15 protein-coding genes are annotated in these 12,726 nt (G+C 49.4%); 11 read left to right on the top strand and 4 right to left on the bottom strand.

From position 1 onward, the window contains the following. Window positions 1–303: 303 nt before the first annotated feature. From flgN to flgA, 3 genes are all read right to left on the bottom strand, one after another. Window positions 304–729, bottom strand: coding sequence for a flagellar protein FlgN (gene flgN / locus C9I92_RS04105; protein ID WP_047883868.1), 426 nt, complete (start codon window positions 727–729; stop codon window positions 304–306). 17 nt (window positions 730–746) lie between these two features. Then, complete coding sequence (flgM, locus tag C9I92_RS04100; protein WP_047883867.1) at window positions 747–1,058, bottom strand: flagellar biosynthesis anti-sigma factor FlgM; 312 nt, start codon at window positions 1,056–1,058, stop codon at window positions 747–749. 104 nt (window positions 1,059–1,162) lie between these two features. Next, window positions 1,163–1,870, bottom strand: a complete 708-nt coding sequence (gene flgA / locus C9I92_RS04095; RefSeq protein WP_047883866.1) for a flagellar basal body P-ring formation chaperone FlgA — start codon at window positions 1,868–1,870, stop codon at window positions 1,163–1,165. A 171-nt stretch (window positions 1,871–2,041) separates the two neighbouring features. Between flgA and C9I92_RS04090 the strand changes: the two genes are divergently transcribed. The 11 genes from C9I92_RS04090 (at window position 2,042) to flgJ (ending at window position 11,690) form a co-directional block, all read left to right on the top strand. After that, the gene (locus C9I92_RS04090; protein WP_047883865.1) at window positions 2,042–2,959 is read left to right on the top strand and encodes a chemotaxis protein CheV; all 918 of its coding nucleotides are present in this window, start codon (window positions 2,042–2,044) and stop codon (window positions 2,957–2,959) included. Window positions 2,960–2,979: 20 nt separating this feature from the next. Continuing rightward, entirely contained in the window at window positions 2,980–3,810 is an 831-nt protein-coding gene (locus C9I92_RS04085; protein ID WP_047883864.1) for a CheR family methyltransferase, read from the top strand. A gap of 169 nt (window positions 3,811–3,979) precedes the next feature. Continuing rightward, window positions 3,980–4,375, top strand: coding sequence for a flagellar basal body rod protein FlgB (gene flgB / locus C9I92_RS04080; protein WP_047883863.1), 396 nt, complete (start codon window positions 3,980–3,982; stop codon window positions 4,373–4,375). Between the two features lie 3 nt (window positions 4,376–4,378). After that, window positions 4,379–4,795, top strand: coding sequence for a flagellar basal body rod protein FlgC (gene flgC, locus C9I92_RS04075; RefSeq protein ID WP_047883862.1), 417 nt, complete (start codon window positions 4,379–4,381; stop codon window positions 4,793–4,795). Between the two features lie 18 nt (window positions 4,796–4,813). Further along, window positions 4,814–5,527, top strand: coding sequence for a flagellar hook assembly protein FlgD (locus C9I92_RS04070; protein ID WP_047883986.1), 714 nt, complete (start codon window positions 4,814–4,816; stop codon window positions 5,525–5,527). Between the two features lie 20 nt (window positions 5,528–5,547). Then, window positions 5,548–6,867, top strand: coding sequence for a flagellar hook protein FlgE (flgE, locus tag C9I92_RS04065; protein ID WP_047883861.1), 1,320 nt, complete (start codon window positions 5,548–5,550; stop codon window positions 6,865–6,867). Window positions 6,868–7,102: 235 nt separating this feature from the next. After that, window positions 7,103–7,855, top strand: coding sequence for a flagellar basal-body rod protein FlgF (gene flgF / locus C9I92_RS04060; RefSeq protein WP_047883860.1), 753 nt, complete (start codon window positions 7,103–7,105; stop codon window positions 7,853–7,855). A 19-nt stretch (window positions 7,856–7,874) separates the two neighbouring features. Next, on the top strand, window positions 7,875–8,663 hold the full coding sequence (flgG, locus tag C9I92_RS04055) for a flagellar basal-body rod protein FlgG (RefSeq protein WP_047883859.1): 789 nt from the start codon (window positions 7,875–7,877) through the stop codon (window positions 8,661–8,663). A 27-nt stretch (window positions 8,664–8,690) separates the two neighbouring features. After that, window positions 8,691–9,452: a flagellar basal body L-ring protein FlgH gene (locus C9I92_RS04050; protein WP_047883858.1), complete on the top strand. Its 762-nt coding sequence runs from the start codon at window positions 8,691–8,693 to the stop codon at window positions 9,450–9,452. Window positions 9,453–9,456: 4 nt separating this feature from the next. Continuing rightward, window positions 9,457–10,575 (top strand): flagellar basal body P-ring protein FlgI, encoded by a 1,119-nt coding sequence (locus C9I92_RS04045; RefSeq protein ID WP_047883857.1) that lies wholly within the window; start codon window positions 9,457–9,459, stop codon window positions 10,573–10,575. Window positions 10,576–10,604: 29 nt separating this feature from the next. After that, on the top strand, window positions 10,605–11,690 hold the full coding sequence (gene flgJ / locus C9I92_RS04040) for a flagellar assembly peptidoglycan hydrolase FlgJ (protein ID WP_047883856.1): 1,086 nt from the start codon (window positions 10,605–10,607) through the stop codon (window positions 11,688–11,690). Window positions 11,691–11,952: 262 nt separating this feature from the next. On the opposite strand, the gene C9I92_RS04035 is transcribed toward flgJ, so the two are convergent. After that, window positions 11,953–12,135 (bottom strand): hypothetical protein, encoded by a 183-nt coding sequence (locus C9I92_RS04035; RefSeq protein WP_047883855.1) that lies wholly within the window; start codon window positions 12,133–12,135, stop codon window positions 11,953–11,955. Between the last annotated feature and the right edge of the window lie 591 nt (window positions 12,136–12,726).

Genomic DNA, 12,726 nt, shown 5'->3' with positions numbered 1-12,726 from the left:
TGTTTGAAGGTGGTGTTTGGCTGACGGGTCACCTGCAATAAAAAAAGCGGAAGATACCTTCCGCTTTTTTTATTTGTTCTGCCTACCTGTACCGGTTTTCCGTGATACTCACTTGCCCAGCGTGAGTACTCACAATCTTGCCAGTGGATGATAGCGTAAATAACAGTCTGGAGAGCTTTACGTCAAATGAACAACTTTCTATGACAGGGTTTCCGTACAGTTCGTTATGAATTGCTTTCTAATATGAATAGCTTTCTATGTCGAGCGTTGCCAGAACCCGTTTTAGCAGTAAAGCTGACAATATCAGGCAATTAAATCGGTACCCAGTGTACGCGTGTTGGTGGCCTGGCCTTCGCTGTTATAAGTCATCTGGTGTTTGCCTCGGCTCTGCTGTAACAGATTATTGAGTTTGTGGAAGGTACGCTGCGCGCGTAGCAGAGCTTCACCGTTCACTTCATTCAAGGTATTGCATTCAGCAATGCCAGCCTGAATAGCGGCAACAGCAGTGATCAGTTGTTCATCTGTTTTCAGCAATGGCGTCTCGGCATGATGACCAAGCTGGTAATCCACCAGTTTGATATTGTCGATAATCGCCAGCTTTTGTTTTGCACAATCCGCAATGTGCTGTGAATGGCGGCTGACAATTGCCTGTTGTTCCGCTTTCAGGTTTTCTAAAAGGCGGCGTACATTTTCCTGCTGTTGCACAATAAGCTGCTGAATAGAAGACATACTCAATGACCTGTCAGTTACATCCCGTTAAGTTCGTCTTCGAATTTAAGCAAGTTTGAAGCCAGCTTTTCTGCATCAATGACATATGAACCATTCGCGATGGCTTCTTTAATCTGGCTGACCTTTTGGTTGTCAAAACTCTCCGGCATGGCCGCCAGCTCTTTATGAATGCTGCCTGCTGATTTAGCCTGAGAGCTCAGAGAAACCTGATCGGTTTGCTGCTGCTCACTGGTCTGACTGACCTGAGCTTTCTCTTTTTGCTCGCCTGAGCGCTGGGTCGTCAACGGCGAGGACGACAAATTTGTTCTTAACTGATTAATGCTGGGCATACGACATTTCTCTTACACGGTTACCTGGATGTACCTGATATCGGCAGTAGTGGGTAATACTTTAGTAATTATACGCAAGTTTATCCCGGGCTGGTCGTTTGTCTTTAATAGCTTACGCTCACTTCACCCACTGCCGTCACAGAGGCATTGATGATTTTCTTGGAGCGGGCATTTTGCACCCGAACTTGTTCGCCTAACGAACCGTCAGACAGGGCGACGCCTTCGGTGATGATGCTCAGGTTACTCCCTCCGGCATTGATACGAACCGTGTCATTTCGGCATACCAGGCAGATATCATTGCCTTGAATGGTGTCGCCCATTTTGACGTTGCGCTTCATTTTTGAGCCAATGATCTGAGCTGGCCGTTCGAAAATCATCCCGCGCTGAAAGCGTAAGTCAACCATCTGTATAGTGAGATCATCGGTGGTAATCACCATTCCCCGTCCTAATGGTTTCGTGGCAACAACGCGGGGGAGCATGAGCTGCGTTTTTACTGGCACATAGACCTGCCAGTCTGCCGCCGGACATTTGACGAGAACGGTGACATTACCGGTCAGTGACTGCTTACCTGGCACCGTGGCTTCCAGTTCAGTTGGACACGGGCTAAGGCGAAGCCGACTGTCGAGAGGGGAAGCTTGTACGTGAAGCTCACCATTGTCAGGCGGATCAATCAGTGCGGTTACAAACTGCTCTGCCGTTTGCTGGACCTGTTCAAGAATATTTTGCTGTGAACCAAGAACAAAATTGCTAAAGAATGTGCTTGTCAGGCCGATAAAAAAGATTAGTAATCTTAAAAGTGTTTTTGGGGTCACGGTCTTCGCCCATTGCTGCGGAGAAAAAGTGGCTATAGTTAGCCTCGTAAGTCATTGCATCAACCGGATAGCCGGAATCGGATACCGTCTGCTATCATACGCGAATTGCCGTGATACTTCCCATCTAACGCGTATCTAAATTATTAAAACAAATAACATGGAGTCATCCTTATGTCGGGGATCCTGGATACAGTTAACCAACGCACCCAGCTAGTAGGGCAAAACCGACTGGAATTGCTAACGTTCAGACTTAACCGCCGTCAACGCTACGGTATTAACGTTTTTAAAGTCAAAGAAGTGTTGCAGTGTCCAAAGCTGACGACCATGCCAAACTTACACCCTTTAGTTAAAGGCATCGCCCATATTCGAGGCCAGACCATTTCTGTGATTGATATGAGCCTGGCAACCGGTGGCCGCCCGATTGATGACCTGGATAACTGCTTTGTTATCATTTCTGAGTTTAACCGCTCAGTGCAGGGATTCCTGGTCTCCTCGGTGGAACGTATCATTAACATGAACTGGGAATCGATTCTGCCACCGCCAAAAGGGGCCGGCCGGGCGAATTACCTGACTGCCGTTACAGAAATCGACAATGAACTGGTTGAAATTCTGGATGTTGAAAAGATTCTGGATGAAATTTCTCCGGCAAATACCGATATCACAGGCACCATCCTGGAAGAGCTGGTTGAACACCTGCCAGCAGTACGCCGGGTTCTGGTGGCAGATGACTCGAGTGTAGCCCGTAAGCAGGTTCAGCGTGCCATTGAAGCTATTGGCTGTGAATGTGTGTTAGTCAAAGATGGCAAAGAAGCCATTTTGACCCTGCGTGAAATGGCGAAAGAAGGGGATATCTATCAGCAATTGGCGTTGGTGATCTCAGATATTGAAATGCCGGAAATGGACGGCTACACCCTGACCGCTGAAATCCGTAACGATCCGAAACTGAAGGATCTTCATGTGATTCTGCACACCTCGCTAAGTGGTGTGTTCAACCAGGCGATGGTTGAACGCGTCGGTGCGAATGCATTTATTCCGAAATTTAATCCTGATGAGCTAGGTGCAGCGGTAAAAGCCGCAATGCCACGATAACAATAATTTTTGAGTAGTAAATGACAGCGATAACAATTAATGATCAGGAATACCGTGATTTTTGCCGTTTTCTTGAAGCTCAGTGTGGAATAGTTCTGGGTGACAGCAAGCAGTATCTGGTGCGCAGCCGGCTCACTCCACTCATCAGCCGTTTTGCTCTCTCGTCACTGTCGGAGTTGCTGCAGCTGGTGATCTCCGGTCGCCACCGTGAGTTGAGAGTCGCTGCCGTGGATGCCATGACCACCAATGAAACGTTGTGGTTCCGTGATACTTATCCGTATACGGTGCTGGCCGACAAAATTCTGCCAGAGCTGGCTGCCAACAAGCGCCCGATAAAGGTTTGGTCATCGGCCAGCTCCTCTGGTCAGGAACCGTATTCGATTGCCATGACGGTGCTGGAAACGCAAAACCGTCGTCCGGGAATGTTGACCGCCGGGGTTCAGATTACGGCCACCGACATTTCCCAGACGATGCTGGAAACATGCCGCGCCGGTGTGTATGACAACCTGGCACTTAGCCGGGGATTATCGCCGGAGCGCCGTCGGATGTTTTTTGAAAACAACGGCGACGGTCGAATGAAGGTGAATGATAAGGTGAAGCGAATGGTGAATTTCCGTCCGCAGAACCTGAAAGACAGCTATGCACTGCTAGGTAAGTTTGATGTCATTTTTTGCCGCAACGTGTTGATCTATTTCTCACCGGAAATGAAAGCCAAAGTGCTGAATCAAATGGCAACCAGTCTTAATCCAGGGGGATATTTGTTCCTTGGTGCTTCTGAGTCGCTGACAGGGCTGAGTGATAAATTCGAAATGATCCGTTGTAACCCGGGTATCATTTACAAGCTGAAGTAATTGTCGCTGCCAGCTAAGCCATTCGGCCAGCAGCCCGATGAGTAAATAACAGGGGGAAGTTCTTTCCTCCTGTTTCATTTTATCCCCTAATTTCTTCCACATTATCAATCCGACTTTAACGTTGGCACGGCCTTTGCTTTGTAATTATCAGAGAATTACGGAGGCAGATATGTCAATTTCTTTTGATAAAGCACTGGGTGTACATCAGCATACCGTTGGTGTGCGGGCTAAACGGGCAGAAACACTGGCTAGTAACCTCGCCAATGCCAATACACCTGGCTACAAGGCAAAAGATATCGACTTTCAGCGAGCGTTGAATGCGGCAACCTCAGAGGCAAAAATTGGCCTTAGCCGTACGGACAACCGGCATATTCCTGCCTCTACGACCGTGATGGGCGAGCAAAAATACCGTGTACCCACACAACCTGATGCAGGTGACGGCAACACCGTAGATGCCCAGCTTGAGCAAAACCTATTTATGCAAAATTCCTTGGAATACCAAGCGTCACTGGACTTTCTGGGGGCGAAATTTAAGAACCTCAGCAAGGCATTGAAAGGGGAGTAATCGATGAGTTTGTTTAACATCTTCAATGTTGCCGGGTCGGCGATGAGTGCGGAATCCGTCCGTCTGAATACCACATCCAGTAACCTGGCGAATGCCAACAGTGTCAGCAGCTCAGCGTCTGAAACCTATAAAGCTCGTCATCCGGTGTTTGCCGCAGCATTGCAGAGCGCCAGTTATCAGCGCGAAGACAGTGTGCCAGTTCAGGTTAAAGGTATTGTCGAAAGTCAGAAACCCCTGCAAGCCGAATATAACCCGGAGCACCCGCTCGCGAACGCTGATGGGTATATCTATAAATCGAACGTGAACGTGATGGAAGAGATGGCGAATATGATCTCTGCCTCTCGCTCATATCAGAATAATGTCCAGGTGGCTGATACCAGCAAGCAGATGCTGATGAGCACGCTGCAGATGGGTAAATAAGCATAGAGAGGCATGGCGATGAATCCGATTAATGGTGCTGGGCAGACTAACCTCACTTATCTCGACCAGCTAAAAGAGATGCACGAAAAGAAAGTGCAGGAAGATCAGCAAATCACCGGACAGAATCAGCTTAAGCAAGAAGATTTTCTGTCACTGCTGACCAAGCAACTGTCTCAGCAAGACCCGTTCGAGCCGGTGGGCAACGATAAAATGATCGCCCAGATGGCGTCGTTTGCCACGGTGGATGGTATCAACAAAATGAACGAACAATTCGGGTTGCTGAATACCGCGATGACGTCAAATCAAGCCTTGCAGGCTTCATCGCTGGTAGGACAGGATGTGCTGATTCCAAAGTCGACCAGTTTCAAAACGGCGGAAGGCGATGTCAGTGGCCGTGTGCGACTGACGAATTCGCTGGATCAGGCTGTAATGCGGGTGGAAAACGCCCAGGGTGAGCTGGTTCGCACCATTGATTTAGGCGCGAAAGGGACCGGCGACCATGATATCGCCTGGGACGGAAAAGGCGAGGACGGCAAAACGTTGCCGGAAGGCCGTTACACGGTGAAAGTCTCCGGCATGGTCAATGGCCAGAGTAAAGATTTTGAAGTATTTACCCACGCTAATGTAAATAGTGTTCTGCTAGGCAAAGGGGATGGCGGCGTTATGCTGAACCTTGCCGGTTTTGAGTCTCCGTTCAAACTGACGGATGTCCTGCAGGTTGGTAAGGCGTAACAGCAAGAGGAATTATAACAATGAGCATGAATATTGCGTTGAGCGGCCTGAGTGCAGCCCAGAAAGATCTGAACACAACCAGTAACAACATTGCTAACGCCAACACCTACGGCTTTAAAGAGTCCCGTGCCGAGTTTGCCGATGTTTACTCCAACTCTATTTTCTCGAACAGCAAAACCACAACAGGCGGCGGGGTGCAAACATCTACCGTTGCTCAGCAGTTCCATGAAGGTTCAAGTATCTACACGAATAACCCGCTGGATTTACGCGTATCGGGCACCGGATTTTTTGCGGTAGCGGCCAATAAAAATGAGCCGAATGTGAACAGCCTGACACGTAACGGTGCATTCCACCTCAACAGCGACAACGAAATTGTCAATGCAGAAAACAATTTCCTGCTGGGTTATGAAGTTAACAATGACACCAAATCGGTGGCCTCGTATGAGCCTAAGCCGATGAAAATCAGTGATACGTTCGGTCAGCCGCAGAAATCGAACAACATGAATATTTCGCTGAACCTGCCGAACAAAGAAACGCAGCCGGTGAACTCTCCCTTTGATCCACAGAATCCGGACTCATTCAACAAATCGACGTCATCTACCGTGTATGACTCTTTGGGTAAACCGTACAAACTGTCCACTTACTATGTGGCCGAAAGCCCGACTGCGGCAAACTCCTGGCAGGTGTACTACACGGTGACGGATGCAGCAGGAACTGAAAGTCCATTGAATATTGACCCGACAAATTTACCAGCGAATGAAGTCGTGAATAATGGTACTGGCCATGTGGGTCATCGCATGACTTTCGACACCTCCGGTAAAATGACCTCAACGGACAAGTTCCGGACGGTCAGCTTCCAGGCAGCAGGTGTCAACGTAGGCGGTGCTGATGGGACACAAACGCTGTCGATGAATTACGAAGACACCACCCAATATGCGGCACCTTTTGAAATCCGCCGTTTCCAGGATAAAGACGGCGCGACTACGGGCTACCTGTCCAATGTTGATATCGACCCGGATGGCAATATTCTGGCTTCTTACTCGAACGGTAAAGATCTGGTGGTCGGGCGTGTAGCAATGGCACGAGTGCCAAATGAGCAGGGACTGGCGCAGCAAGGTGGCACGATGTGGAAAGTCAGTCAGGAGTCCGGCGAAGTGATCTGGGGGGATGCGGCTCAGGGTTCCTTTGGTGCCATTAAAAACGGTACGCTGGAACAGTCGAATATCGATATGACTCAGGAGCTGGTGGATTTGATTTCAGCGCAGCGTAACTTCCAGGCCAGCTCCCGTGCACTGGATGTGAACAACCAGCTGCAGCAGAACATTCTGCAGATTCGATAGTCCAAACGGTTTACCCGAGGGGTTATCATAACGCGATAACGTTCTTCCGCCGCCGGCAACCTGTCGGCGGCAATTTTTTTCCTCAAGCTTCTCGTCCGGGTGCCAATTTATCGGCAGTGGCTGAATTCTGCGTCTGAAATGCCGACTCCATCTGCGCTATGTCCATATAAAACAATAATTTGCATCTGTGGTATGGAAATTGCTTTGATTCTGCCATCGACTGAAGGGAGATGTTATGGATCGTGCACTTTTCCTGGCCATGAGTGGTGCCAAACAAGATATGTACGGGATGCAGCTGCATGCCAATAACTTGGCGAATGTGAGTACCACTGGTTTTCGCGCCGACCTCGAGCAGGCTCGTATGATGCAGGCTTATGGTGAAGGCTTACCGACCCGGGTATTTACTATGACGGAACGTCCCGGTAATGATTTTTCCCAAGGCAGTGTGAAGTCTACCGGCCGGGAGTTAGATGTGGCGATTGAAGGAGAAGGCTGGCTGGCGGTACAGGACAGCACCGGCAAAGAAGCCTATACCCGAGCAGGTCACCTGAAAATTGATGAGGCTGGCATGCTGCAAAACAGCAACGGCCAGTTAATTCTGGGTGAAGGGGATACCCCGATTCAGATTCCGCTGCCGATCAACAAAATCGAGGTTAAGAAGAACGGCATGATTCATGTTTTGCCGCAAGGCGCGCCGCCTGAAGCCATGATCCAGATTGATCGCATCAAGTTGGTGAAGCCGGATAACAAAAGCCTTTTCAAAGATGTCGATGGCCTCTTTAAATTCAGTGCCCCCAACCCTATCGGGTTGGAGCCGGATGCAACCGTCACGTTGCTGAGCGGCTTCCTGGAAGGGAGCAATGTGAATGCCGTGGGTGAAATGACCAGTATGATCGATTTGCAGCGACATTTCGAAATGCAGGTCAAGTTGATGAAAACCGCTGAGGAAATGGACAAAGCCTCCGCATCATTAATGCGTATTGGATAAGAAACAGGGGTAAAACAGCATGCATCCAGCTCTATGGGTTAGTAAGACGGGTCTCGACGCGCAGCAAACCAATATCTCAACCATTTCCAATAACCTGGCCAACGCCTCAACGGTGGGATTTAAAAAGAGTCGTCCGGTATTTGAAGATCTGTTCTACCAGAATATCAACCAGCCAGGCGGTCAGGTCACACAGAACACCACTTTGCCATCCGGCCTGATGTTGGGTGCGGGTTCTAAAGTGGTGGCAACCCAGAAAGTCTTTACGCAGGGGAATACCCAGACCACTGACAACGCACTGGATCTGATGGTGGAAGGCGATGGTTTCTTCCAGGTAATGATGCCTGACGGCAATATCGGCTATACCCGAAATGGCCAGTTCACGGTCAACGAGCAAGGCCAGATTGTGACCTCCGGCTCGGGCTATGTCCTGGAGCCTGAACTGGTTGTGCCGGATAACGCCGTGGCGATTACAGTGGGGACCGACGGTGAAGTGTCTGCTCGTATCCGTGATCAACAGGAAAACCAGCCAATTGGCCAGATCAACCTGACCAACTTCATCAATCCGGGAGGCTTGGAGCCTATTGGTCAGAACCTGTTTTTGCCAACGGGGGCCAGTGGTGATCCGCAGGACGGTATCCCAGGGCTTGATGGTTTCGGCAGCATTCGTCAGTCCATGCTGGAAACATCAAACGTAAACGTCACCGAAGAGTTGGTGAATATGATTGAAGCCCAGCGTGTCTACGAGATGAACTCGAAAGTGATCTCGACAGTGGATCAGATGTTGAGTTACGTGAACCAGCAACTTTAATCTAAATCAAAGGCGGCAGGATAAACAATGAAATACGGGGTATGGATTCTGATCCTGTTGCTGACGGGGTGTGTGTCTAAACCGGATACCGGTTCTGATCTGGAAACCGCCGTCAGCGATGTGGATGCGGTGGAAGGCAGTACGGAGCCGAGCAAAGGCATTATTGATCTGGTGCGGACGCGGGAAGATGCGGTTCAGGGCGATCCGGCATGGTCTGCTGTTCGGCCACCTAATCAGCCTGAGCATTACACAACAGCAACGGGTTCGCTGTTCAATACGGCTTCTCAGGATCTTTACAATGACACCCGCCCTCGCGGTCTGGGGGATATTGTCACTGTTATGTTGCAGGAAAAGACCCAGGCGAAAAAAAGCGCCAGTTCAGATCTGGGCAAATCCACTGACATGAAACTCGATCCTATTGAGTTGGGCGGACGACCTGCCACCATTGCTGATTACAACCTGTCTTATCTGCTCAGTAACGACAACAAATTTTCAGGTTCGGCTTCGGCGGATCAGAGTAACAGTTTTTCCGGTTCACTTTCGGTTGAGGTAATTGAAGTGCTGCCAAATGGCAACCTGATAGTGCGCGGGGAAAAATGGCTGACTCTGAACAGCGGGGATGAATACATCCGGGTGAGTGGCACGATCCGACCGGATGATATTGATACCAATAATTCCATTCCGTCCACCCGGATTTCTAATGCCCGTATTCAGTATTCGGCGACCGGTGATCGCCAGGATACGCAAACGCCAAGCTGGTTCGCCCGATTCTTTAACGCAGCGATGTAAGGTTATGAAAAGACTGATTACTACCCTGATGACTTCCCTGGTTCTGGCGGCATCTATGACCATGATGGCCGGTGTGGCGAATGCCGCCCGGATTAAGGATGTCTCATCCGTTGCGGGAGTGCGGGATAACCAGCTGGTCGGGTATGGCCTGGTGGTCGGTCTTCCGGGCACCGGTGAGTCGTCTTCTGCGACGTATACTGAGCAAAGCTTTCTGGCCATGCTGAACAACTTCGGCATTAATCTGCCGGCTGATGCGCGTTTTCGTACCAAAAACGTTGCTGCGGTGGCGGTACATGCCACATTGCCGCCGTTTACCAAGCAAGGGCAGTCTATTGATATCACTGTATCCTCTATTGGCTCAGCCAAAAGCCTGCGCGGTGGTACCTTGCTACAGACCTTCCTGAAAGGCCTGGATGGCAAAGTTTATGCAGTGGCGCAGGGCAGCTTGGTTGTCGGGGGTTTTACCGCAGACGGTGCCGATGGCTCGAGCATCATGAGTAACACGCCAACGGTGGGGACGGTTCCCTCGGGCGCGATTGTTGAGCAGGAAGTCCCAAATCCGTTCGGACGCGGCGATTACCTGACATTCAACCTGTTTGAACCTGATTTTACGACGGCGCAAAGTATGGTTGAGGCTGTAAATGATTTCCTCGGCCCTGGCGTCGCGTCTGCTGTAGATGCCGCGTCCGTTCGGGTACGTGCTCCGCGTGATGTCAGCCAGCGCGTGGCATTTCTAGCGGCAATTGAAAACATCGAATTTAAACCTGCCGATGCCGGGGCGAAAATCATCGTTAACTCCCGGACAGGGACCATTGTGATTGGTCAACATGTTCGTCTGAAACCAGCCGCCATTACCCATGGCGGTATGACGGTTTCAATCAAAGAAAACTATGCGGTCAGCCAGCCGAATGCATTCGGCGGTGGGCAGACAGCCGTCGTGCCCAATAGCGAAATTCAGGTCAAAGAAGAAGATTCACGTATGTTCCTGTTCGAGCCTGGCGCAACGCTGGAAGATCTGGTTCGGGCGGTCAATCAGGTTGGGGCTGCCCCATCAGACTTAATGGCAATTTTGCAGGCGCTGAAACAGGCGGGTGCGATTGAAGGCCAGTTGATTATTATTTAAAGCTTTTTATTTAGTGTCTTGAGGACAAGATGAAAAATAATCAATTTGACACGGGATTTGTGCTGGATATGGCGGGCCTGGAACGGCTGCGTGCCGGTGTCAAAACCGGTAAAGACGGCGAATCTCAGGGTCTTCGTGCCGCGGCTGAGCAGTTTGAGGCCATTTTTACTCAAATGATGTTCAAATCCATGCGAGAAGCTAACTCGGCGTTTGAGTCTGACTTGATGAGCAGCCGAAATACCAAGTTTTTCGAGCAAATGCATGACGAGCAGATGGCGAGTGAGCTTAGCCGGACGAACTCCCTGGGGTTGGCTGATCTGATTGTGGAACAACTTGGGGCACACCTGAGCGGTGAAGAGGCTGCGTCTCATGAGGCTCAAACTATATTGAGCCCCAGTGATACCGAGAAGCTTCTGCATCCTGAACAGCCTGATCGCAGTGTGCACAATGAGGCTGACAGTCGCCAAACACCGGATACCGTCAAAACCTCATTGCTGGTCGAGACGAATCAGTTGCCGGTAACTGATAGCAATATGCCTGTCAGCGAGCGTGACAACGTGTTGCCGCCATATCGTGCCGTCTCCCAACCTGTTGATGTATCTGCCACTTCTGAGATGCCAGCCTTACCACCGAGAAAGCCGACCTCGTTTACTTCGCCCGATGAGTTTGTTCAGGCGATGAAACCTTATGCGATGCGAGCCGGGCGTGTGCTCGGGGTTGATCCTGGGGTCTTGATTGCGCAAGCCGCGCTGGAAACCGGCTGGGGGAAAAAGGTACTGCGCAATGCCGCCGGCGACAGCTATAACTTGTTTAATATTAAAGCGGACTCACGCTGGGGCGGGAAGAAGCTGACGACGCAAACACTTGAGTTCCATCAGGGCATCCCTGTTCAGGAGCGGGCATCTTTTCGGTCATATAACTCTTACCAGGACAGTTTCAGCGATTATGTGCGTTTTTTGCAGGATAACCCACGCTATGAAACGGCACTGAACTATCGCACTCAGCCAGAACGTTTTGTCAGAGAAATTCACAAAGCCGGTTATGCGACGGACCCTGAATACAGTAAGAAGGTGCTCAGAGTGCTCGATCAGGTCAATGAGATGATGGAAAAGTAAGGGCGGAATGGAAAAATAAGGGCGGAAAAAGTATGGCCAAAGCGCGGAAACTGTTGTTACTGAGAAATGAGTGACAGAGCCATGAACAGCAAAAGCCAGATGTAGAAACCAGATGTTTACCTTGTTAGTTACAGCGAACAGGTAATCAGTTCTGGCTGGCTGCAAATAAAATCAGAGAAAGTGGTAGTATCGTAAACGGTTGGGTTTTTATTTACTTTAACTAAAAGCATGTCAGATAAAGGCATTCTTAGACAAACGCCTTTCAGACAAAAATATCGACAATGGTCGAAACAATTTTCAGCGTATCCTCACTCTCAGAAAGTGCCTGATGAATTTCATTCTGCTGAACTTTCTCAGCCTTACCTTCATTAATGTTGTCCATGATAAACGGACCCACGATTTCTTTGAGCGCATAGCCCAGTAACGTTGCAATCCCGATATTCATTCTGTTCCTTATTACTTTTCCTAGCTGACTCTGTTTTTACCAAAAAATCATTATAGTGCTCGAAAAGATAAAAACTACCTTTAGTCTTTTTGATGTTTTCGCAAAGCGTACAAATCATAGGAAACTCAGATAACCTTATGATTTATAGTGGCTTTACTGCGTGTTTTCATCTTACTTTCCCTCTAGCACCTACAAACATACCTAAAGGAAGCTATACATAGAGATCAATTTAGATGCTTTGGGTGTCGAGCATGACGATATGACCTGTTGGTTTAATACAACAATTAAATCAAGTCATAGAGCGTCACCCATTTCTAATGCAGCTATCGTGCCAAATCAAAAAATTGCTTTGGTTATTTTGGCTGATTGAACATTTTAATTTCAAATTGGGCATGTTGAGCGGTGCTGAAATTCCGTTAGGGTTGCGTATCCGTGAGCGGGGAGATGTATCAGCTACACCCGATGCGAATACTTTAGCCCCCTCAGCCCTCAGCCCTCAGCCCTCAGCCCTCAGCCCTCAGCAAGAATGCAATTATCACGTAAGCAAATGATTAAATGACTAGGGAGTGGCAATCGCGATCAGTCTCGTTT

The organism is Photobacterium ganghwense, from assembly GCF_003025595.1.
In the GTDB taxonomy this organism is placed as follows: domain Bacteria; phylum Pseudomonadota; class Gammaproteobacteria; order Enterobacterales; family Vibrionaceae; genus Photobacterium; species Photobacterium ganghwense.
This window is presented reverse-complemented; position numbering and strand designations above follow the sequence as displayed.

Coding starts and splice junctions, on each gene's coding strand:
- flgN (WP_047883868.1), bottom strand. CDS start 729: ATGTCTTCTATTCAGCAGCTTATTGTGCAACAGCAGGAAAATGTACGC.
- flgM (WP_047883867.1), bottom strand. CDS start 1,058: ATGCCCAGCATTAATCAGTTAAGAACAAATTTGTCGTCCTCGCCGTTG.
- C9I92_RS04090 (WP_047883865.1), top strand. CDS start 2,042: ATGTCGGGGATCCTGGATACAGTTAACCAACGCACCCAGCTAGTAGGG.
- C9I92_RS04085 (WP_047883864.1), top strand. CDS start 2,980: ATGACAGCGATAACAATTAATGATCAGGAATACCGTGATTTTTGCCGT.
- flgB (WP_047883863.1), top strand. CDS start 3,980: ATGTCAATTTCTTTTGATAAAGCACTGGGTGTACATCAGCATACCGTT.
- flgC (WP_047883862.1), top strand. CDS start 4,379: ATGAGTTTGTTTAACATCTTCAATGTTGCCGGGTCGGCGATGAGTGCG.
- C9I92_RS04070 (WP_047883986.1), top strand. CDS start 4,814: ATGAATCCGATTAATGGTGCTGGGCAGACTAACCTCACTTATCTCGAC.
- flgE (WP_047883861.1), top strand. CDS start 5,548: ATGAGCATGAATATTGCGTTGAGCGGCCTGAGTGCAGCCCAGAAAGAT.
- flgF (WP_047883860.1), top strand. CDS start 7,103: ATGGATCGTGCACTTTTCCTGGCCATGAGTGGTGCCAAACAAGATATG.
- flgG (WP_047883859.1), top strand. CDS start 7,875: ATGCATCCAGCTCTATGGGTTAGTAAGACGGGTCTCGACGCGCAGCAA.
- C9I92_RS04050 (WP_047883858.1), top strand. CDS start 8,691: ATGAAATACGGGGTATGGATTCTGATCCTGTTGCTGACGGGGTGTGTG.
- C9I92_RS04045 (WP_047883857.1), top strand. CDS start 9,457: ATGAAAAGACTGATTACTACCCTGATGACTTCCCTGGTTCTGGCGGCA.
- flgJ (WP_047883856.1), top strand. CDS start 10,605: ATGAAAAATAATCAATTTGACACGGGATTTGTGCTGGATATGGCGGGC.
- C9I92_RS04035 (WP_047883855.1), bottom strand. CDS start 12,135: ATGAATATCGGGATTGCAACGTTACTGGGCTATGCGCTCAAAGAAATC.